Here is a 19,332-nt window from a genome sequence, read left to right as displayed (position 1 = left end):
CTGGTCATTCACTGCAACACTTTTTATCTAACGATAGCCTTGCGCCTGCAGATCGAACAGCGCGGCGTAGCGCCCTGCGGCGGCGATCAGGCTGTCGTGATCACCGCGCTCCAGCACCCGCCCATGCTCCAGCACCACGATATGTTCGGCGTTGCGCACACTGGAAAAACGGTGGGAAATCAGCAGCGTCATGCGTCCCTTGGCGTACTCGCGAAAGTGCTCGAATACCGCAGCTTCTGCCCCGGCATCCAACGCGGCAGTGGGCTCATCGAGAATCAGAATATCGGCATCGCGGCGCATATAGGCGCGTGACAGCGCGATTTTCTGCCACTGCCCGCCGGACAGCTCCTGACCGCCTGCGAACCAACGCCCCAACTGTGTGGCGTAACCCTTGTCGAGCTGTTCGATAAACTGCGCTGCCATGCCTTGCGCAGCGGCTTCGCGCCAGCGGGTTTCGTCGTGAAAGGCGTGGGTATCGCCGACCCCTAGGTTTTCACCGACCAGAAACTGATAGCGGATGAAGTCCTGAAAAATCACGCCGATGCGCGACCGCAGGGCGTCTTCGTCCCAGTCCTGCAGATCGCTGCCATCCAGCAGAATACGGCCTTGGTCGGGCTGATAAAGGCGCGTCAGCAACTTGATCAGGGTGGTCTTCCCCGAGCCGTTCTCGCCCACCAGCGCCACGCTACGACCCGGTGCAAGATGCAGATCGATGTTTTCCAATGCTGCGCGGCTGGTGCCAGGGTAAGTGAAGCTGACGTTCTCGAAACGCATGCCATCGCCGGGCAGCGCACCCTGGGTCAGGCTGCCAGCAGACGGCATGACCGGCTGACCGAGGTAAATGTACAGGTCGGCCAGGTACAGCCCGTCCTCGTACAAACCACTGATCGCACTCAGGCTGCTGCTCACAGCGGCCTGCCCTTGCTTGAACAGCACCAGGTACATGGTCATCTGCCCCAGGGTAATACGCCCATGCACCGCATCGACCACCACCCAGGCGTACGCCAGATAGAACGAAGCAGTGCCCAGCAAGCCGAGCAGAAAGCCCCAGCCATCACGGCGCACGGTCAAGCGGCGGTCTTCGGCATACAACCGTTCAAAGGTGTCGCGATATCGTTTGAGCAGCAGCGGCGCGAAGCCGAACAGCTTGACCTCTTTGATGTAGCCCTCGTGGGAGAGCAGTGTTTCGATGTAGTTCTGCCGACGGGTTTCCGGAGCACGCCGGGTAAACAGGCGGAACGCGTCGCCGGAAAAATGCGCCTCGGCAAAAAACACCGGCAATGCGCCGAGCACCAGAATCAGCAACGCCCAGGGCGAGAAATGCACCAGCAGTACGGCAAAGCTGATCAGCGAAATGAGGTTTTGCAGCAATCCCAGGGATTTGGTCACCAGCGCCAGAGGCCGGGTCGAGGCTTCACGCCGGACTCGTACCAGCTTGTCGTAGAACTCCGAATCCTCGAACTGCGACAGTGACAGGGTCTGGGCCTTCTCCAGAATCAACGTATTGACCTTCTGCCCCAGCAACACCCGCAACAGCGCCTGCTGCACCGACAGCCCGCGTTGCGCACCGGCCAGCAGCGCCAGTACACCGGCCTCCAGCAACACATAACGCAACACCGGCCATAGAGGCGCCTCGCCAGTGCTGGCATGCAGTTGCATGGCACTGACCACCGCATCGACAATCCGCTGCCCCAACCAGGCGGCCAGCGCGGGCAGCAAGCCTGCCACCAGCGTGGCAACGATCAAACCAACGGAGAGCGCTCGGGACGTGGTCCAGACCAGATGCATGGCCTGTAAGGCCTGCTGCATGAACGACGTGAAGCGTTTGAAAACCGGCATACGTTAAAAAATCCTGAAGAGCCTTACATATAGGGGGCAGTTCACTGGAGCGCTCATCGTTATACACAAAGCCTTGAGATGACTATCGTGCCAATGCTCCGCGTTGGCATGCAGTTCGTGACGCTCTGCGTCACACATCTTCAGTCTGGTGAAAACAGCAGGCGTAACCGGAGCTCAGGCCAGCATCTCGTACGACCTGAATCAGGTGTCGAGGCTCTAATGTGTGACGCGGAGCGTCACGAACTGCGTTACCACGCGGAGCGTGGTAACGATAATCGATGTGTGATCGCTTATTCCGGACTCACCCTCACTTCGGTGCGCGCTGTACGCAGCGTTCGCGGCGGTCGTCGACGCGTTCGGCGAACCAGGCGGTGGTCAGGTTGCGGGTGATTTTCGGGCTTTTCAGGGTGATGCCGGGCAGGATGGCTCTTGGCAAGGGCTTGCCTGCTGCCTTGTCCGCCAGTGCAAACACCTTGCTGTACAGATCGGTCTCTTCGAACTCCAGGGTATCGCCCTGCTTGAGCTGGTTCCATATCTGTGACTTGTTCATGCCCAGCCGGTCAGCCAGGGTTCGCACTGCCAGCTCGGTGGAGCCTGGCGAGGTGGAGTCGAAACGAATCAGATCGCCATCAAGCGCCAGCTCGATGCCGGTCGCACGACTCACCGCGTTCTGAAACGCGGCATTGCGACTGGCGTACCAACCGGCATTGAAATCGGCAAAGCGGTACAGGGACTGGGTGTAGTTCACCGGGTAACCCAGTAGATGAACGATGCCGAAATACATGCCGCCACGGCGAGTAAAGACTTCGCGTCGGATCGAGCCATCCACCGTGTAGGGATAATCTTCCGCATGCTTCTCGGCAAAGGCGATGCTGACCTGCATCGGGCCGCCGGTCTTGACCGGGTTGAAATTGCCGAACAGTGTCTGGCCCAGCGGTACCATGCCGATGAAATCATCAAAGATCGCGCTGAGGTCTTTCTCTGTGCGGGCTGAATCGAGCCGCTTGCCATAGGTCTTGCCGTCTGGTGAACGTACGCGCAATGCAGTGGCTATCAATGCATTGGGGATATGCAAGCGCGCCGCGCGGCGGTTTATTTCGGCACGGGCAATGCGGCCCATGTCCGGCACCGCAGGGTCGACCTGAAAGGTTGACTCCTGTTCGGTCACAGCCAATACCGAGCACAGGTTTTCGGTGGTCATCGGAATTTTCTGCGCGGCAAATGCGGCATGGATATCCGTTGCCCAAGCCTGCCGATCCGTAACAGTGGCAGGCATCAGGCGCACGATCTGCGCACGCGCCTGTTCCGGGCTCAGTTCAGGTTCCTGCACACGCTGGGTGCCACAACCTGCCAGCACCAGCAGCCCGACGCTCAGCATGAGCGATTTGCTTAGCCTTCGATTCAATCCATGACTCCTGCCAGGTTCGCGCTTTACCGCACCGTTCACTTCAGAAGGCTTTAAAACACCGACCAGTCGATCCTCGCGCTGAGTTTTTCCAGCGCAGCCATACCGACAAGGGAATTGCCCGCCGCGTTCAACTCCGGAGACCACACACAGACCGAAGCGCGCTCCGGCACAATCGCAACGATACCACCCCCTACTCCGCTCTTGCCCGGCAGGCCGACACGATAGGCGAAGTTACCGGCTTCGTCGTAAAGACCGCTGGTGGCCATGATCGAATTGACCTGAGTGGCCTGGCGTGCGGTGAGTATCTGCTCGCCACTGTGAGTGCAGAAGCCCTGATTGGCCAGAAAACCGAACGCCTTGGCCAGATCAATGCAATTCATGCTCAGCGCACAATGGTGGAAATAGCTGCGCAGCACGTCTTCCACATCGCCATGAAAATTGTCGAAAGACTTCATCAGATAGGCCGCTGCGGCGTTGCGCGAACGGTGCTGGTATTCGGATTCCGCAACTTTGGAATCGGAGGTGATCGCCCGGTTGCCGCACAGGCGTCGAACGAAGTCACGCATTGACAGCGACGGCGCCGCAAACCGTGCCTGATTGATGTCGCAGATCACCAGCGCGCCGGCGTTGATGAAGGGGTTGCGCGGCCTGCCCCGTTCGAATTCCAGCTGCACCAGCGAGTTGAACGGCTGGCCGGAGGGCTCGTGCCCCAGGCGCTGCCAGATGTCCTCACCGGAGTGCCCGATGGCCTGCACCAGGCTGAACACCTTGGAAATACTCTGTATCGAAAACTGCGTTTCGGCATCACCGGCGCTGAACACCTGGCCGTCGTTGCCGTACACCGCAATGCCCAGTTGATCAGGGCGCACCCCGCCCAGCGCCGGAATGTAATCGGCCACCTTGCCCTGACCAAGCAAGGGTCTTACTTCATCGAGGATTTCGTTCAGCAGGTCTTGCATGTGTGCGCCCCTTGTTTTGGCTGCGCACACTACACCAACCCCAGGCGCCTCGCATCACTGTGTGGCAGGCTCAGTCCCGGTAATCGGTGCCGCTACGCTCCAGCTCGCGGATCAGCGCATTCCAGTGTCGGGCGACACCCGGACCATTACCGTCCTTGATTGCCTTGGCCTGCTCTTCCACTTTGGCGATGACCTCCCGGGGCGGAAACACCAGCTCTGCGTTGCCGGCAGACTGCGCTGCAATCTGGATGTTGCAGGCGTACTCGAGGGCATGCAGCTGCTGGAATGCGTGCTCTACACTCACCCCGCCGGTGAGCAAGCCGTGATTGCGCAGGATCATCACGCTCTTGTCACCCAGATCCGCGACCAGTCGTTCACGCTCGCTCAGGTCCAGCGCAATGCCTTCGTAACCGTGATAGGCCACGCGCCCGGAGAAGGCAATGGAGTGCTGGGAAATCGGCAGCAGCCCGTCCTTTTGCGCCGACACTGCGATACCGTCACGGGTGTGGGTGTGCAGCACCGCTTGCAGGTCATGGCGCGCAGCGTGAATGGCACTGTGAATCACGTAACCGGCGTAGTTGATACCCAGCCCTGTCGGGTCATCGACAATCGTGCCGTCGATGTCGACCTTGACCAGATTGGATGCGGTGATTTCATCGAACAACAGGCCAAACGCGTTGATCAGAAAGTGCTCGTCCGGCCCCGGTACCCGCGCCGAGAAGTGTGTATAGATATGGTCGGTCCAGCGCTTGAGCGCGGCCAGCCGATAGGCCGCCGCCAACTTGACCCGGACTTCCCATTCCTGCGGCGAAACCCTGTCACGCACACTGCCGCCACCCGACGGCGTAGTACCTGGCTGGAGTGGCAAAGCGCTGACGTTGCTCATAATGTTGCTCCTTGGTGACTGCTGACTGGCCAGCCAGACTAGGCGCATTACAAATCAATTAAAAATCACATTTACTTCTAAGCTAATTATAGAAAATAAGAATATTAAGAACGACTGGTGTACAGGCTTCCCAAGCGTATCAGGCGGTCTATTCATATTCGTTAAGGTTATTTAAATAAATTTTTATATAGCGATATGCTCCATAAAATTCCGTTTCCGTTTTGGAGCCATGCATGTCAAAACCTGCCCCCTTTCTACCCTGTTTCAGCCGTCTGGCAGCGGCCATCGGGCTTGGTGCCGCGCTACTGACCGGAACGCTGATTGCGCCCGCCAGCGCACAGGCTGAAGGCGAAATTCGCATCGCCGAGCAGTTCGGCATCGTCTACCTGCTGCTCAACGTGGTGCGCGATCAACAATTGATCGAGAAACACGGCAAGGAAGACGGCCTGGAGATCAAGGTGGACTGGACCCAACTGTCCGGAGGTTCGGCGGTCAACGATGCGCTGCTGTCGGGCTCCGTCGATGTTGCCGGTGCCGGGGTTGGCCCGTTGCTGACCATCTGGGACCGCACCAAGGACAGGCAGAACGTCAAGGCGGTCGCATCGCTGGGCAACTTCCCCTATTTCCTGGTGAGCAATAATCCCAACGTCAAAACCATCGCCGACTTCACCGATAAGGACCGCATCGCGGTGCCGGCAGTCAGTGTTTCAGTGCAGTCACGCTACCTGCAATTCGCCGCCGCGAAACTCTGGGGTGATAAGGAATACGCACGCCTGGACAAGTACACCCTGAGCCTGCCGCACCCGGACGCCGCCGCCAGCCTGATCGCGGGTGGCACCGAATTGACCGGGCACTTTTCCAACCCGCCTTATCAGGATCAGGAACTGAAAAACCCCAACGTGCATGTAGTGCTCAACACTTATGACCTGCTGGGGCCTAACTCTCCCACGGTACTGTTCGCCACCGAGAAATTTCGCAACGAAAACCCGAAAACCTACAAGGCCTTCATTGAAGCGCTGGCCGAGGCAGAAGCTTTTGTCAGCAAAGACATTGGTGCTGCCGCCGACATCTACCTGCGCGTCACCAAGGCGAAGATCGACCGTGCCGAACTGTTGAAGATCATTGATCAGCCGGAGTTTCAATTCACCATCACGCCGAAGAACACCTACCCGCTGGCCGAGTTTTTGTACCGTGTCGGCGCGATCAAGAACAAGCCGGCGTCTTGGAAGGATTACTTCTTTCAGGATGCCACCCCGTTGCAGGGCAGTTGAGAGTGAAACGCAGAGCATTTTTGTGACGCTCTGCGTCACACAGGTTCTGCGAGGTCAGATAGATTCAGATAAGACTCAAGTCCCCTTTTCGCCCCTCGGCGCCTCACTTTGAGGGACCAAAGTGAGCAAAGTCCTCGCTCCTGTTTCCGGCCCGACTTCGTCGGGTTCCTTCGCCCTGTCACTGATCCGGGGGCCGCCGCAACGGGCCATCCTTGGCCCGGTGCGGCTTGCTCAGCGTCCTGCCTCGCATCCCCCGGATCAGCGTCAGGACTCAGCCGTCACTAACGTCGCACTCTGCGTCGTCAGTGCCGTCGCGACAAAAAATCGCTTTCATTTATGTGCAGTGACTACGGGCAAGACATGCCGTTGTGTTGCAGCACAGATATGACGCGAAGCGTCACGAGCTGTATGCCAACGCGAAGCATTGGGACGACAATCAGCGGCAAGTCAAATTACCAGTTGTACGTCACCTTGCCGTAGTAAAACGCCCCGCTATACCCGTAAGGCGAGAACGTGCTGTAAGCCAGGTTGCCGCCACTGGACGAGAAGTCGTTGAGTTTCTCGGGGTATTTGTCGGTGATGTTGTCGCCGCCCAGGGTGAAGACCCAGTTCTTGAGTGTGTAGTCTACTGCGAGGTCCAGCAGCCACGCCGCGCTGAAGGTCTGATCTTTGACCTTGTCGGCCTGGTAGCTGGTGAACTCGCCATAGCGAACCAGGTTGGAATGCAGTGCCCAGTTACCGAACGTCAGATCATTGCCCAGCGTCAGTTTGTGCTGCGGAGTGGTGTCACCCAGCAGACCGATGCGCTCCCTGCGATCCACCCGAACCAGATTCACCCCTAACTGATCGAGAATCGCCGGGTTGGCTTTCACGTCGGTGACTTTAGTGTGGTTGTAGTTGTAGCCCACTGTGCTGTTCCAACGGACGCCGTTATCGAACTGGTAGCGGTAATTGGCAACCAGATCGACACCATCGGTGCTGGTGTCTGTGGCGTTGGTGAAATAGCGCGCGCTGGTGTAGTTGATATCACCCACGCCATTGCTGCGCAGGTAGTTGATGGCCGTGTTGTTGAGCACCAGGTTAGAGGACAGCGAGATACGATCCTGAATATCAATGCGGTAGACGTCGGCCGTCACGGTCAGGCTGTCCAGTGGCTGGAGCACCAGGCTCAGGCTGTAGTTGCGCGACTTTTCGGGCTTGAGGTCTTCGGCGCCTAACAGTTGCGCAACGTTACTGCCGGCCGGAAACGTACCCGCTTCCTGGATAGTGTTGCCAATCAGTTGTGACGAGGTAAAGGTGAAATTCTGCTACGCCAGTGAAGGGGCGCGGAAGCCTGTCGATACGCTGCCTCGCAAAGCCACCTGCGGGGTGAAGTCATAACGCGCCGAGAGCGAGCCGCTGACGTTGGAGCCAAAATCGCTGTAGTCCTCGTGGCGAACGGCAGCCGACACACCGAGCTTCTCGGTCAGGTTGGTTTCCACATCCAGATATTGGGCGAAGTTGTGTCGCGAGTAGCTGCCTGCATCGGCGGCGCGGAAGCCGCCCAGCCCGGAACTGCCGGTCTGAAAATACGACTCGGCCTGCCCCGCTTCGATCTGATAACCCTGGTGCAGGTATTCGGCGCCGAACGAGACCGACACCGGGTGAGGCAGCCATGCCGCGCTGAACTCCCGCGACAGATCGAAGCCAAGTTGCTTCTGATCGTTGGTCAGCGTGCCGTTATCGAACGAGCGCGGCGTGTTCAGGCCAAGTGACGTATTGATGGTTTTGGTGCGCAGTTCATAGGTGTTTTTCCCGTAGTTGGCAGACACGTCGTAGTGCCAGTCATCCGCCAGCTCGCCGCGTAATCCCGCTACCAGCGAGGTGTCTTCCAGCGTGCCGTTAATCAGTGGCAGATAACCGTTGGGGTAAATCGCAGCGATGTTGTTGGAGGCGTTGCTCGGCCGATAAAACGCGGCCGTTTCACCACGGCGCTTGCTGTAGCCACCGAAGCTGTAGAACTCCGCCGCATCATTGAAACTGTACTCGGCGTTGTATTGCAGCTTGCCCTCGTGGGTTTGCGGCTCACCCTGACGGAACACCTGCTGACCGTAAGTAGTGGAACCTATGCTGGAAGTACGAAAATCATCACCGGCACGGTTGGTGTAGTCGTTGTTGGAGCCTTCACCCGACAGGTTCAACGTGCCGTTGTCGCCCAGCGCGAAACCGGTGTTGCCGGACACCTGACGCTGAATCCCGTCGCCCTTCTTGTACTGACCGTATTTGCTGGAAATCGAGCCGCCATGATCGGCGCTTTTGAGGATGATGTTGATCACCCCGGCAATCGCATCGGAACCGTATCGCGCTGAAGCACCATCGCGCAGCACTTCGATGTGGTCAATGGCAGACAGTGGAATGGCGTTCAGGTCGGCAGGTGCCGAACCGCGTCCCACCGCCCCACCCAGGTTGACGAAGGCCGATGTGTGGCGACGCTTGCCATTGACCAGCACCAGCACCTGATCCGGCGACAGCCCGCGCAATTGCGCCGGTCGGGTCAGCTCGGCACCGTCCACCAGGCTGGGCCGCGGAAAGTTTATCGAAGGGATCAAGCGCGCCAGCACCGTGCCCAATTCGCTGGAGCCGGAACTGCGCAGGCTGTCGCCGGAAATCACATCGATGGGCGACAGCGAAGCACTGGCGGTGCGCTCCTGCGCCCGAGTGCCGGTAACGATTACCGTGCTAAGGGTGGATGCGCCCTGGCTGTTTTGCTCATCTGTTGCCTGTGCAGCATGAGCACTTGCACTGATGCATGCGACGCTCAGCAAATTGGCTGAAAAAATCGCCGTGGCCAATACACTGCGTTTGAAATTCCCCATACCACTACCCCTTGAAATCCTTGATCCAGAAACTCTGTTCTGGTTACAACGAGCGATCCGTGCGGCGGACGGTAGCGATCATTAGAGTGTCTGATTGGTGTTCCGGAAGTCCGATGCTTTATAGCTTAATGACATTGATTTAAATATTTAAATATCAATAAAGAATAATCATCTACATTTGTGTCCAGACTGAAAAATGCCTGAAACGCGGACAAAAAAAGGCCGCACCTGCCTGAGGATGCGGCCCAAAACTGATGAAGCTGATGGACGAAGAATTGCTTACTTTGCGGTGATCACCGACAGTTTGGTAATGCCTGCGCGTTCGATGGAAGCCATGGCTCGTGCCACTTCGCCGTAATTCACGCCATTGTCCGCCTGCAACTGCACGCGCACGTCAGGGGCCTTGTCCTTGGCCGCCTTGAGGCTGGTTTCCAACAGATCTGGTTGAATTTCATCCTTATTGATGAACAGCTTGCCCTGCCCGTCGATACTCACCACTAGCGGGTCTTTCTGTTCCACCGGCGCAACCGATTCGGTCTTGGGCAGGTTGATCGGAATCGAGTTGGTCAGCAGCGGCGCGGTCACGATGAACACCACCAGCAGCACCAGCATCACGTCCACCAGCGGCGTAACGTTGATCTCGCTCAGCACTTCATCGGTATCTTGTGTGGAGAAAGCCATCTCAGGACGCCTCCTTCACTTTCTGTCCGGCCTGCCCGCCTGTAGCGCCAGACTTAAGGACCGGATGCAGCAGCACGCGAAATGCACTCTTCTGCGCCAGGCTATAGAAGTCGTGGGCAAAGTCATCCAGGTCGGCAGCGGTTAGTTTCAGGCGCCGCAGGAAGTAGTTGTAAACCAGTACCGCAGGCACGGCGACGGCGATGCCGACACCGGTTGCCACCAGCGCTGCACCGATAGGACCGGCAACGGTTTCGAGGCTTGCCGAACCGGCAGCACTGATACCCTTGAGCGCCGACATAATGCCCCAGACCGTACCGAACAGGCCGATAAACGGCGAGGTGCTGCCAATACTGGCGAGAATCGCCAGACCGGTCTCCAGCGAGCGGCGCTCCCGAACGATCTGCTGACGCAGGGCACGTTCAAGGCGGTCCTGATGGTTGATGGACTGACTGAGGTCGTTAGCCTGCGCGCCGTCCGGCACCTGAATGGCGGCGTAACCGGCCAGCGCAACACGAGCAGCAGCGCCGGGCTGTTCCTGGGCCAGTTGCGCGGCCGAATCCAGGCTCGATGCAGCCCAGAATTGCTTGTGGAACTTGCGGTCCTGGGACTTCAGGCGCGAGAACTGCACACCTTTGAGCAGGGCCAGGCCCCAGGTGGCGACGGAAAAAATGACCAGCAGCCAGATGACCGCGTGTTCGATGGATTCAAAAGGCGAAGCAAGTAGGTTCATGGCGCAGCTCTCTTTATGAACGAAGTCTGAACAAGGCATTGGGTGTATCGCGATGCGCCTTTGGTTCAGGTAGCTCGCCGGGTCAATCGAATGTCGTGTTTATTGGAACTTGAAACGTTATTTGATCTTGAAATCAATCGGCACACTGACCCAGCCGTCCTGGGCGACGTCGCCTTGTTTGGCGGGCACGAAACTCCAGCGCTTCACCGCTGCCAGCGCTGCGTCATCCAATTGATCGCGGCCGCTGCTTTTCTGTATCTGAATCTCGCCGGGCTTGCCGCTGGCCAATACATGGACGCGCAACAGCACGGTGCCTTCCCAGCCACGGCGCATTGCCAGCGACGGGTATTCCGGTGCCGGGTTGCGCAGATAGCCAGCGCTGGCAGAAGCCGGAGTTACCGGTTTTGGCGCGGGCGGTGCGGGAGCGACAGGTGCAGCGACATGAACCGCCCCGGGTTTCTCGGAGACTCCAACCTTTGAGAGGATGGAGCGATGAAAAAACTACCGAAGTATTCCCCAGAGGTCCGTGAGCGGGCCATCAGGATGGTTTTCGAACACCTTCCTGAGTACGAGTCGCAGTGGGCCACCATCAGTGCCATTGCCCCCAAGATCGGCTGCACGCCCGAGACATTACGGCTGTGGGTTCGCCAATCTGAGCGCAACAGCGGCCAGCGTGATGGGCTGAGCACAGTCGAACGTGAGCGAGTCAAGCTCTTGGAGCGTGAGAACCGTCAGTTGCGTCAAGCTAACGAGATCTTGCGTAAGGCCTCAGCCTATTTTGCCCAGGCGGAGCTCGACCGCCCATTCAAACGATGAAGACGTTTATTGATGAAAACCGCCAGTCTTACGGGGTCGAGCCGATTTGCAAGGTGTTGCCAATCGCCCCGTCGACGTACTACCGGTACGCTGCTCAGCAGGCTGACCCCAGCCAGCAGTCAGCGCGTGCGCAGCGTGACCAGGAACTGGGTGAGCACATCCAGCGAGTCTGGGATGAGCACTTCCAGGTATATGGCGTGCGCAAGGTCTGGCGACAATTGCTGCGTGACGGACTGCAAGTCGCCCGCTGTACGGTGCAACGTCTGATGGGAGAGCTGGGCCTGCAAGGCGTGGTACGCGGCAAGCCCGTCAAGACGACGGTCAGCGACCAAGCCAGGCCGTGCCCGCAGGATCATGTCAACCGTCAGTTTGTGGCTGAGTGCCCGAACGCCCTATGGGTATCGGACTTTACCTACGTCAGTACCTGGCAGGGTTTTGTTTACGTGGCCTTCATCATTGATGTCTTTGCCCGATTCATCGTCGGTTGGAAGGTGTCCAGTTCAGCGCGTACCGATTTTGTACTCGATGCACTGGAGCAAGCCCTTTACGCCCGTCGCCCAGTCAAGCAGGGTGGACTCATTCACCACAGTGACCGTGGCGTGCAGTACGTGTCCATTCGCTATACCGAGCGTCTTGTCGAAGCCGGTATTGAGCCATCGGTCGGGAGTGTCGGTGACTCTTACGACAATGCTTTGGCTGAGACCATCAATGGTCTTTACAAGGCTGAAGTGATTCATCGACGCTCTTGGCCCACACGGGGGGCGGTGGAGCTGGAAACCCTGAAATGGGTGGACTGGTTCAATCACCGCCGCCTGCTGGAGCCAATCGGTCATATTCCACCGGTCGAAGCAGAAGCAATCTATTATCAGCAACTCACCGAGTCTGCCCAGGTGGCATGACTCAAACAAAAGGGTCTCCGAGAAACCCGGGGCGGTTCAACAGGTGGCGCGGACACCGGTGGAGCTGGTTGCTCGACCGGTTTTGCCACTGGCTTGACGACCGGTTTGACCACCGGCTTGGGCGGCTGCGGCTTGGGTTTTGGAATCGGTTTGGGCGGTGGCGGCTTGACGGCCAGTTCATCTTCGACCGGGGGCGGCGGCTCGACCACAGGCTGCACGACAGGCTCGGGCGGTGGCGGCGGCGTCTCCGCAACCGGCGGCGCGGGCTGAGAGAACTCGATGGTCATCGGCGGAATTTCCGGCGGCACGACCGGCAATGCGGGTGTCGGGTTCTGGCTCAACCAGTAGATGACCGCGCCATGAAATACCAGCGCCAGTGCACCCAGCAGAATGGCTTCGCGTCGTCCAAGTATGGGTTTGGGGGTGCTTTGCAACCGCGATAACGCCAGAGGCGCACGGAAAGGACGCCCCAGATCGACCAGGTCGCCACTCGGCGTCTGGCGCCAGGGCACATCATGTGCGCTGGCTGCGGTCTGGACATTGCCCATTGATACACTCCTGCATTTTCATGATAAAAATCCAGGTTCTGTTGGTATCAGTCACCTTTCCAAAGTTGATGTGGCAAGGCAATCATCGCTGAAAGAGGCTTGTTCCTGAAAAGAATATTTGGTTCGTCGGTTAGACTTTAAATGAATATATGAACCAGCGCAGACCGTGATGCGAGAGCGTGAGGAACGATAACCTCAACTATCTTGCGACGCAGAGTTGTGACGCGGAGCGTCACAAGAGGCATTCCCACGCTGGAGTGGTATGCCCCCCGAAGGTTGGACAATTATCCACTTACGCTGCCTTGGCGGCCTGCATCCTGAATTCCACAGGACTCAGGCCGTTAAGCTTCAGTTTTATGCGTGAGTGATTGTAATACTCAATGTACTCTTCGATACCCGCTTGAAGCTCATCCAGATCGTTAAATTTGTTCAGGTAGAAAAATTCGGATTTCAGCGTGCTAAAAAAGCTCTCTATAGCCGCGTTGTCATAGCAGTTACCCTTGCGCGACATGCTGGCTGTGATCGAATTCTCATGGAGCAGTCGCTGGTAAATAGGCATCCGATATTGCCAGCCCTGGTCAGAATGCAAAATCGGCTTTTCATCCGGTCCAAGCCGCGTGAATGCTCCGTCAAGCATTTCGTCGACCATGGAGTACAGCGGGCGCCTGGCAATCGCATAGGAAATGATTTCGCCGTTGTACAAATCCATGATCGGCGACAGATAGAGTTTCTGGCCTCCTACTTTGAATTCGGTCACGTCGGTGGCCCATTTCTGGTTAAGGTATTGCGCTTTGAAATCACGCTTTAGCAGGTTAGGCGCGGCCTTACCTGTTTCGCCTTTGTAGAAACGGTATTTCTTCACGCGTATCAGGCTCTTCAGGCCTAGCTGCCCCATTAGTTTCTGCACCGTCTTGTGGTTCACAAGATGGCCCGCCCTGCGCAAGACTGCCGTGATGCGACGATAGCCATACCGGCCCTTATGCTCGTAGAACGTTGCCTGAATCAGGTCCTTCAGCCCTGCGTATTTGTCGTCTGCCAGCAGTACCTTTTGTTGATAGTAAAAAGTGCTGCGTGCCAGACCGGCAAACTTCAGCAGGCCGTCCAGAGAATGCAAAGGCCTCAGTTCTATTACGATTTGCGCTTTTTCTGCTGCGCTATTCGTTGCTTCTTCTGAACCAAGGCATCGAGCTTTTTTAGATAATCGACCTCCATCCGCAGTTGCTTCACCTCGGCAAGCAACTCGTCACGCGAACGCGATTCATCGTCGACTGGAGCGGAATTCACAGGGGGAAGGGTCGTCGTCATCTTTCTTGGGCGTCCAGCTTTCTCAGGGGGCTTTGAGGAGGCGTTAAGCGCACCTTCGTCAAAAAGGCGCTGCCATAGATTGATGATGCCGAACTGACGGATATCGAACAAGGCCGCTGTCTGGCGCAGTGATAATCGCTCATCATGCATGCGCTTCAAAACAGCTAGCTTGAACTCGTCACTGTAACGCTGCCGCTTTTTCTCTTTAAGAGCCGCTGGGCCGTGGATCTGATAAGCCGCGACCCACTGACGAAGACAGGAAAAGTCCACATCGTGGCGATGCGCAACATCCCTCAACCCTGCCTTGCCGGCACAATATTCTTTCACGGCTGCGAGTTTTGCCTGCACTGTATATTTACCCATGACGCCTCCAAAGGTTGCGTCCAACCTTCGGGGGTCATACCAGAGCGTGAGGAACGATAGTCGTCAGGTAGATCAGGCTCAATGACCGCTGTGATCACCATGCCCGCTGTGCTCGTCGCTGGTCAGTGACTTCGCAATTGCGGTGACTTGAATCGACTCTTTCACGCCCTTGGCGTCTTCCACGGTCAGGGTCAGAGGCACCTGATCACCCTCTTTGACCTGCGCTGCAAGGCCCATGAACATCACGTGGTAGCCGTCGGAATCGAGCATCACCGGTTTGCCGGCTGGCAGGTCAACCGAGTTGACGCGCTGCATGCTCATCACGTCGCCTTTCATGCTCATCTCATGGATCTGCACGGTTTTCGCAACAGGTGAAGCAACATCGACCAGCTTGCTGTCCGTGTCCGAAGTGATGCGCATGAACGCACCAGTGGCGGACTGGCCCGGCACAGTGGCACGCACCCAGGCGTCATCGACTTTGGTTTCGGCCAGCGCCTGAGCGCTCAGGCCCAGCAGCGAAAGGGTCAGCAACAGAGGCTTTGCGACGTTACGAATAAGAACGGTCATCAGCATACTTCCATCAAAGTGAGCAGATCTTCAGTGCATTGTTGGGCGGACAGCCTGTGCGACAAGCCCAGGCGCAGCACGCCGCGGGTGTCGTAGACATAACTGGTGGCGGTATGCGAGATCGTATAGGTGTCGCCCAGCGGGACCTTTTCGAAGAATACGCCGAACTCCTTTGCCGCTGCGGCCGTTTCTTCAAGCGTACCGGACAGGGCGACGAAGGTCGGATCGAAAGCCTTCACGTAGGCGTCGATCACCTCGGGCGTATCACGCTCCGGGTCGAGGGTAATGAACACTACCTGGAGGGTCTTGCCCTCTTCGCCCATCAGCTTTCTGATCTGTGCAGCTCGCGCCAGTGCCGTCGGGCAAATGGCCGGGCATTGGGTGAAGCCGAAGAAGATCATCGGCATCAGGCCACGAAAACTCGACAGGGTCTTGACGTTGCCTTGTGCATCCTTGAGTCGGAAGTTGCGGCCAACTATCTCGTTGCTCATGTCTTTGCCGTGCTTGAACGGCAAGGCATTGGAATTGCCGCAGCCAGTCAGCAGGCCAAGGCTCAGCAACGAGAGGCCTGTGACCACCTCGCGGCGGGTCGGTTGGTACGTCATGTCTTGCGTCCCCTGGAGGGTTAGGCGCGTGGGTTCTGACACATTCAAAGGCCGCGAATTTACCACCCCAAGGCAACAGGGAATACCGCCAATCCTGTTTCAAACCATGAGCAGGCGCGCAAACGTCGGCCTCATGGGCTGCAATACGTCGTGCGACAAAACAGCACAGGCAGCTTTACCACCCTCAAGTACTGTTACCGACCCCCCGTGCGCAACGCTTTAAATGCATACAAAACATATAATAAATAGAAATAATTCAATATTTTTATAATTAACATATAACCAAAAGGCCTTTCACAGGCTCTTTTCATAACCCTATATTCGCCAGCAAACCGACCCTTGCCTTGTGGAGGTGCCCAGAACTTTCTCAGCATTGCCCAAGGATCACTCCGTCATGGCCTTACCCGCTCACGCTCCCCGCCACGCCCTGCGCAACCCGCTGATCAAAAGCATAGCGCTTGTCGGCCTTGGCCTGATGAACCCCGCTCAGGCCGCCGATGAAACCCTCGACCGTGAGGCCCGGCTGGAGAAGGTCACGGTGATTTCCACCGGGGTTCGCGGTACACAGCGCACCGTGACTGAAAGCCCGGCCCCGATTGATATCGTAACCAGCGATCAGTTACTGAAAACCGGTCGCGCCGACCTGACCGAAGCCATCGCCAAACTGCTGCCTTCGTTCAACTATGGCACCAACGTCGCAGGCTATAACTCGACCATCCGCCCGTTGTCCAACCGCAGCCTTGCACCGGCCTACACGCTGGTGCTGGTCAATGGCAAACGCCGCCATAACAGCGCCCTGCCCGCCAATGGCTCGACCGACAGCAGCGGCGCGAACTCGGTGGACATCGACATGATCCCGATCAGCGCGGTGGAGCGCATCGAGGTGCTCAAGGACAGTGCCGCTGCGCAATACGGCTCGGATGCGATTGCCGGGGTGATCAACGTGATTCTCAAATCCAGCGCCGAGGGTGGCCATCTGGGGGTGACGTACGGCAAGCTGTACAGCGGTGAAGGCGAAGTGACCAAATTCGAAGGGGACACCGGCTTCGAACTGGGTGACGGCGGCTTTCTGCATCTTTCGGCCGACGCACGCAAGCGTGGCGATGCCAGCTGGAACGAAAAAGCCACCAATAACGCCTACTTTCCTGGCGACCCTCGAGAGGCGACGTGGGATCGGGTCGGCGTGAAGAATGGCGACCCGCAGATCAAGGCGTTCAACCTGGCCTACAACGCCGAACTGCCGCTGGATGATCAGATCATCACACTGTATTCCTACGGCACCTATGGGCAGCGTGACGCCATCATCAACAATTACTTCCGCTATCCCAACAGCAACGCCAACATTCCCGAACTGTTTGCCGACGGTTACTACCCGCTTAACAATCTGGACGACACCGACTATCAGTACCTGATTGGCGCCAAGGGTGAAGCGCTGGGCTGGAACTGGGACCTGAGCACTACATACGGGCGCAACAACAACCATCAGTACAGCGATCTGACCATCAACCCGTCGCTGGGACCGGCCTCGCCGACGTCGTTCGACGACCTGGCGACTTACCGATTCGAGCAATGGGTCAACAACGTCGACATCACCCGTGCGTTCGACGGGCTGTTTGGCGTGCCGCTGCAAGTATCCGCAGGGCTTGAGCATCGCTGGGAACGGTTCCGGACGTTTTCCGGCGACGCACAGGCCTATCAGGTGGGCGGCTATCGCTTTCCGGCTACTCTGCCCAATGGTCAGGCCAACCCGCTGGCAGGGCAGCTGGCGTCGATTGCCGCCCAGGCCGCAGCGGTCATCTCGCCGCAGGATGCCACCAGCCTGCAACGCAACAACTACGCAGCTTACGTCGATTTCGGTATCACCCCGATAGAACCTTTGTTTGTCGACCTGGCGCTGCGTGCAGAGCATTTCGACGATGACTCGGGCAACACGGTCAGTGCCAAGCTCAACTCGCGTTACGAATTTACCGACACCTTCGCCGTACGCGGTACCGTCGGCACGGGCTTTCGTGCGCCCTCGCTGACCCAGGTCGGCTACAGCATCTCGGACAACCGGGTCGGTGCTGCGCCGGATGGCACCATAGTGCCCGCCGTGACGCGCATCGCGCCGGTCAACTCGGCGCTGGCCCAGGCGCTCGGTGCGACCACCCTGGACCCGGAAAAATCGCGCAATCTGGGGTTCGGCGTGACCTGGCAACCGGCACCGCGCACCAGCCTGACCGCAGACGCCTACTGGATCGAGATCGACGACCGCATCGCCCGTACCGAAAGCCTGTACGGCCCAGCGCTGGCGCCCATCCTGGCGGCTCAAGGTGTGGACACCAGCACCTGGACTTCGTATTACGCCAACGCGTTTGACACCCGCACCCGCGGCCTGGACATCGTCCTCGACCATTCCAGCCAGTACGGTGCATGGGGCAACGTGCGCTGGAGCGCCGGGTTCAACTACAACAAGACCATTATCACCGACGTCAAGGACGCACCGGCAGCCTTGCAGGGCCTGGGCAGCAACCCTGGCGGCAGCCTGACCTGGGTCGGCCGGGCCCGCGAAGGCGACCTGACCGATGCTCAACCGAAAACCAAATGGGTACTGGGCGGCAAATGGACGCTGGGCGACCTGGGCGTGAATCTGCAAACCACCCGTTACGGCAAGGTCAAGACTCTCCAGCAGCTGGAGAGCGGGGATCGCAGCTTCGGGGCCAAGTGGATCACCGACCTGGATGTGTCCTACACCCTCTACGACAACATCACCCTCAGCGTCGGCGGCACCAATATCTTCGATGTGCGCCCGGACAAGCACGCAATTCCTTCCGCCGTTGGACTCAACCTGTACGGCAACTCACCGTTCTATCCGGGCGGTGGCTTCTGGTACAGCAAGATTGCCTATGATTTCTGACGTCTGCAAAGACTTGCTTAGCGTGCCGCCGCGCCGTGCAGAAAAAACTGCGTCACCAATGCGCCCATACCGGCGCGAGCCACACGGCCGCGGCGTTCGGCGTCGACCATCCCGGAGAGCAGCGCTGCGAACATTTCGGTAAGGACGGCGGCACTGACGTCGATCCGGAACAGACCTTCATGCTGCCCACGCAGGAAAAACGCATCGAGGGCGTCGGAGTAAGGCAACCAGCGGCGCCCTCCGCTGCTTTCATCGAGCGAATCCGGGCGCCACTGAAATACCAGAAAGACCAGCATTTCGCGGTGCATGAGGTGGTTGTCGACCAGTCGCTGAAGCGCTTCCAGCGGCGGAGCATGCTGCAGATCCGCGTTGGCAACCATCTGGTTCATCAGGTCCGAGGCGTGATTGAGCAACAGTTCCACGAGGTTGGCGCGGGTGCCGCAGAAGCGGTTGAGCGTCGCCTTGCTGACGCCAGCCGCTTGAGCAATGTCCTTGAGCGTACCGTTGGAGTGGTCAACCAGCGCAACGGCCAGGGCTTTCAGAAATTTGTCGTCAGCAGCAGGTAATTCCATTGGGTACGTCTTCAACTCGTATAAGTGGCAGGCGGCGCATTGTGCAGAAACCTTACCGCGTTCTCAAAGCCTATACACAATTAGTCACTAAAGTCTCACATGAGTCAATATTGACTCATTCTCATACACAGT

13 protein-coding genes, 3 pseudogenes and 1 other annotated feature are annotated in these 19,332 nt (G+C 58.0%); of the genes and pseudogenes, 3 read left to right on the top strand and 13 right to left on the bottom strand.

The window, feature by feature from the left end; translation table 11 throughout:
• Positions 1-27: 27 nt before the first annotated feature.
• The 4 genes from AC4ANE_RS12885 to AC4ANE_RS12870 all read right to left on the bottom strand — a co-directional run bounded on the left by AC4ANE_RS12885 (position 28) and on the right by AC4ANE_RS12870 (position 5,092).
• Positions 28-1,839 carry an ABC transporter ATP-binding protein gene (locus tag AC4ANE_RS12885; RefSeq protein WP_460408963.1) on the bottom strand — a complete coding sequence of 604 codons (1,812 nt, stop codon included), beginning with the start codon at positions 1,837-1,839 and terminating at the stop codon, positions 28-30.
• A 307-nt stretch (positions 1,840-2,146) separates the two neighbouring features.
• The gene (locus AC4ANE_RS12880) at positions 2,147-3,217 is read right to left on the bottom strand and encodes a DUF1615 domain-containing protein (protein WP_002553826.1); all 1,071 of its coding nucleotides are present in this window, start codon (positions 3,215-3,217) and stop codon (positions 2,147-2,149) included.
• A gap of 80 nt (positions 3,218-3,297) precedes the next feature.
• A complete protein-coding gene (glsB, locus tag AC4ANE_RS12875) occupies positions 3,298-4,206 on the bottom strand; it encodes a glutaminase B (protein ID WP_002553827.1) in 909 nt (302 codons plus the stop codon).
• A 70-nt stretch (positions 4,207-4,276) separates the two neighbouring features.
• On the bottom strand, positions 4,277-5,092 hold the full coding sequence (locus AC4ANE_RS12870) for a class II aldolase/adducin family protein (RefSeq protein WP_002553828.1): 816 nt from the start codon (positions 5,090-5,092) through the stop codon (positions 4,277-4,279).
• A gap of 233 nt (positions 5,093-5,325) precedes the next feature.
• Here AC4ANE_RS12870 and AC4ANE_RS12865 point away from each other — a divergent pair, with 233 nt between their 5' ends.
• Complete coding sequence (locus AC4ANE_RS12865; RefSeq protein ID WP_002553829.1) at positions 5,326-6,363, top strand: ABC transporter substrate-binding protein; 1,038 nt, start codon at positions 5,326-5,328, stop codon at positions 6,361-6,363.
• Positions 6,364-6,815: 452 nt separating this feature from the next.
• Here AC4ANE_RS12865 and AC4ANE_RS12860 read toward each other — a convergent pair.
• From AC4ANE_RS12860 to AC4ANE_RS12845, 4 genes and pseudogenes are all read right to left on the bottom strand, one after another.
• Positions 6,816-9,218: pseudogene (locus tag AC4ANE_RS12860) on the bottom strand (TonB-dependent receptor plug domain-containing protein).
• Positions 9,219-9,497: 279 nt separating this feature from the next.
• A complete protein-coding gene (locus tag AC4ANE_RS12855; protein ID WP_002553831.1) occupies positions 9,498-9,899 on the bottom strand; it encodes an ExbD/TolR family protein in 402 nt (133 codons plus the stop codon).
• Between the two features lies 1 nt (position 9,900).
• On the bottom strand, positions 9,901-10,629 hold the full coding sequence (locus tag AC4ANE_RS12850; RefSeq protein WP_002553832.1) for a MotA/TolQ/ExbB proton channel family protein: 729 nt from the start codon (positions 10,627-10,629) through the stop codon (positions 9,901-9,903).
• A gap of 117 nt (positions 10,630-10,746) precedes the next feature.
• A pseudogene (locus tag AC4ANE_RS12845) lies at positions 10,747-11,070 on the bottom strand (energy transducer TonB); the annotation flags it as partial.
• 51 nt (positions 11,071-11,121) lie between these two features.
• Between AC4ANE_RS12845 and AC4ANE_RS12840 the strand changes: the two are divergent.
• Positions 11,122-12,344 (top strand): IS3-like element IS51 family transposase gene (locus tag AC4ANE_RS12840; RefSeq protein WP_095178853.1). Its coding sequence is split into 2 segments (ribosomal slippage): positions 11,122-11,407 and positions 11,407-12,344, totalling 1,224 coding nucleotides; the frame shifts between segments, so codons are not numbered across the junction.
• Positions 11,400-11,516 (top strand) — a sequence feature (AL1L pseudoknot). It overlaps the preceding gene by 117 nt.
• Before the next feature lie 29 nt (positions 12,345-12,373).
• On the opposite strand, the pseudogene AC4ANE_RS12835 reads toward AC4ANE_RS12840, so the two are convergent.
• From AC4ANE_RS12835 to AC4ANE_RS12820, 4 genes and pseudogenes are all read right to left on the bottom strand, one after another.
• Positions 12,374-12,892, bottom strand: a pseudogene (locus AC4ANE_RS12835) (energy transducer TonB); the annotation flags it as partial.
• 292 nt (positions 12,893-13,184) lie between these two features.
• A protein-coding gene (locus tag AC4ANE_RS12830) for an IS3 family transposase (RefSeq protein ID WP_095178871.1) occupies positions 13,185-14,560 on the bottom strand; the annotation gives its coding sequence in 2 pieces (ribosomal slippage) (positions 13,185-14,089 and positions 14,089-14,560; 1,377 coding nt in all).
• A gap of 78 nt (positions 14,561-14,638) precedes the next feature.
• Positions 14,639-15,133, bottom strand: coding sequence for a copper chaperone PCu(A)C (locus AC4ANE_RS12825; RefSeq protein ID WP_031596194.1), 495 nt, complete (start codon positions 15,131-15,133; stop codon positions 14,639-14,641).
• Positions 15,127-15,732: an SCO family protein gene (locus AC4ANE_RS12820; RefSeq protein ID WP_002553835.1), complete on the bottom strand. Its 606-nt coding sequence runs from the start codon at positions 15,730-15,732 to the stop codon at positions 15,127-15,129. The genes AC4ANE_RS12825 and AC4ANE_RS12820 overlap by 7 nt, the downstream gene beginning before the upstream one ends.
• A 394-nt stretch (positions 15,733-16,126) precedes the next feature.
• Between AC4ANE_RS12820 and AC4ANE_RS12815 the strand changes: the two genes are divergently transcribed.
• A complete protein-coding gene (locus AC4ANE_RS12815; RefSeq protein WP_460408962.1) occupies positions 16,127-18,628 on the top strand; it encodes a TonB-dependent receptor plug domain-containing protein in 2,502 nt (833 codons plus the stop codon).
• Positions 18,629-18,645: 17 nt separating this feature from the next.
• Here AC4ANE_RS12815 and AC4ANE_RS12810 read toward each other — a convergent pair whose 3' ends face one another.
• Positions 18,646-19,200 (bottom strand): TetR/AcrR family transcriptional regulator, encoded by a 555-nt coding sequence (locus tag AC4ANE_RS12810; RefSeq protein ID WP_002553837.1) that lies wholly within the window; start codon positions 19,198-19,200, stop codon positions 18,646-18,648.
• Between the last annotated feature and the right edge of the window lie 132 nt (positions 19,201-19,332).

Source organism: Pseudomonas sp. Pme6b (assembly GCF_058129925.1).
This window is presented reverse-complemented; position numbering and strand designations above follow the sequence as displayed.

What these genes read in the sequence shown, in the direction of transcription:
- AC4ANE_RS12885 (WP_460408963.1), bottom strand. Translation starts at nt 1,839, where the DNA reads ATGCCGGTTTTCAAACGCTTCACGTCGTTCATGCAGCAGGCCTTACAG.
- AC4ANE_RS12880 (WP_002553826.1), bottom strand. Translation starts at nt 3,217, where the DNA reads ATGCTGAGCGTCGGGCTGCTGGTGCTGGCAGGTTGTGGCACCCAGCGT.
- glsB (WP_002553827.1), bottom strand. Translation starts at nt 4,206, where the DNA reads ATGCAAGACCTGCTGAACGAAATCCTCGATGAAGTAAGACCCTTGCTT.
- AC4ANE_RS12870 (WP_002553828.1), bottom strand. Translation starts at nt 5,092, where the DNA reads ATGAGCAACGTCAGCGCTTTGCCACTCCAGCCAGGTACTACGCCGTCG.
- AC4ANE_RS12865 (WP_002553829.1), top strand. Translation starts at nt 5,326, where the DNA reads ATGTCAAAACCTGCCCCCTTTCTACCCTGTTTCAGCCGTCTGGCAGCG.
- AC4ANE_RS12855 (WP_002553831.1), bottom strand. Translation starts at nt 9,899, where the DNA reads ATGGCTTTCTCCACACAAGATACCGATGAAGTGCTGAGCGAGATCAAC.
- AC4ANE_RS12850 (WP_002553832.1), bottom strand. Translation starts at nt 10,629, where the DNA reads ATGAACCTACTTGCTTCGCCTTTTGAATCCATCGAACACGCGGTCATC.
- AC4ANE_RS12825 (WP_031596194.1), bottom strand. Translation starts at nt 15,133, where the DNA reads ATGCTGATGACCGTTCTTATTCGTAACGTCGCAAAGCCTCTGTTGCTG.
- AC4ANE_RS12820 (WP_002553835.1), bottom strand. Translation starts at nt 15,732, where the DNA reads ATGACGTACCAACCGACCCGCCGCGAGGTGGTCACAGGCCTCTCGTTG.
- AC4ANE_RS12815 (WP_460408962.1), top strand. Translation starts at nt 16,127, where the DNA reads ATGGCCTTACCCGCTCACGCTCCCCGCCACGCCCTGCGCAACCCGCTG.
- AC4ANE_RS12810 (WP_002553837.1), bottom strand. Translation starts at nt 19,200, where the DNA reads ATGGAATTACCTGCTGCTGACGACAAATTTCTGAAAGCCCTGGCCGTT.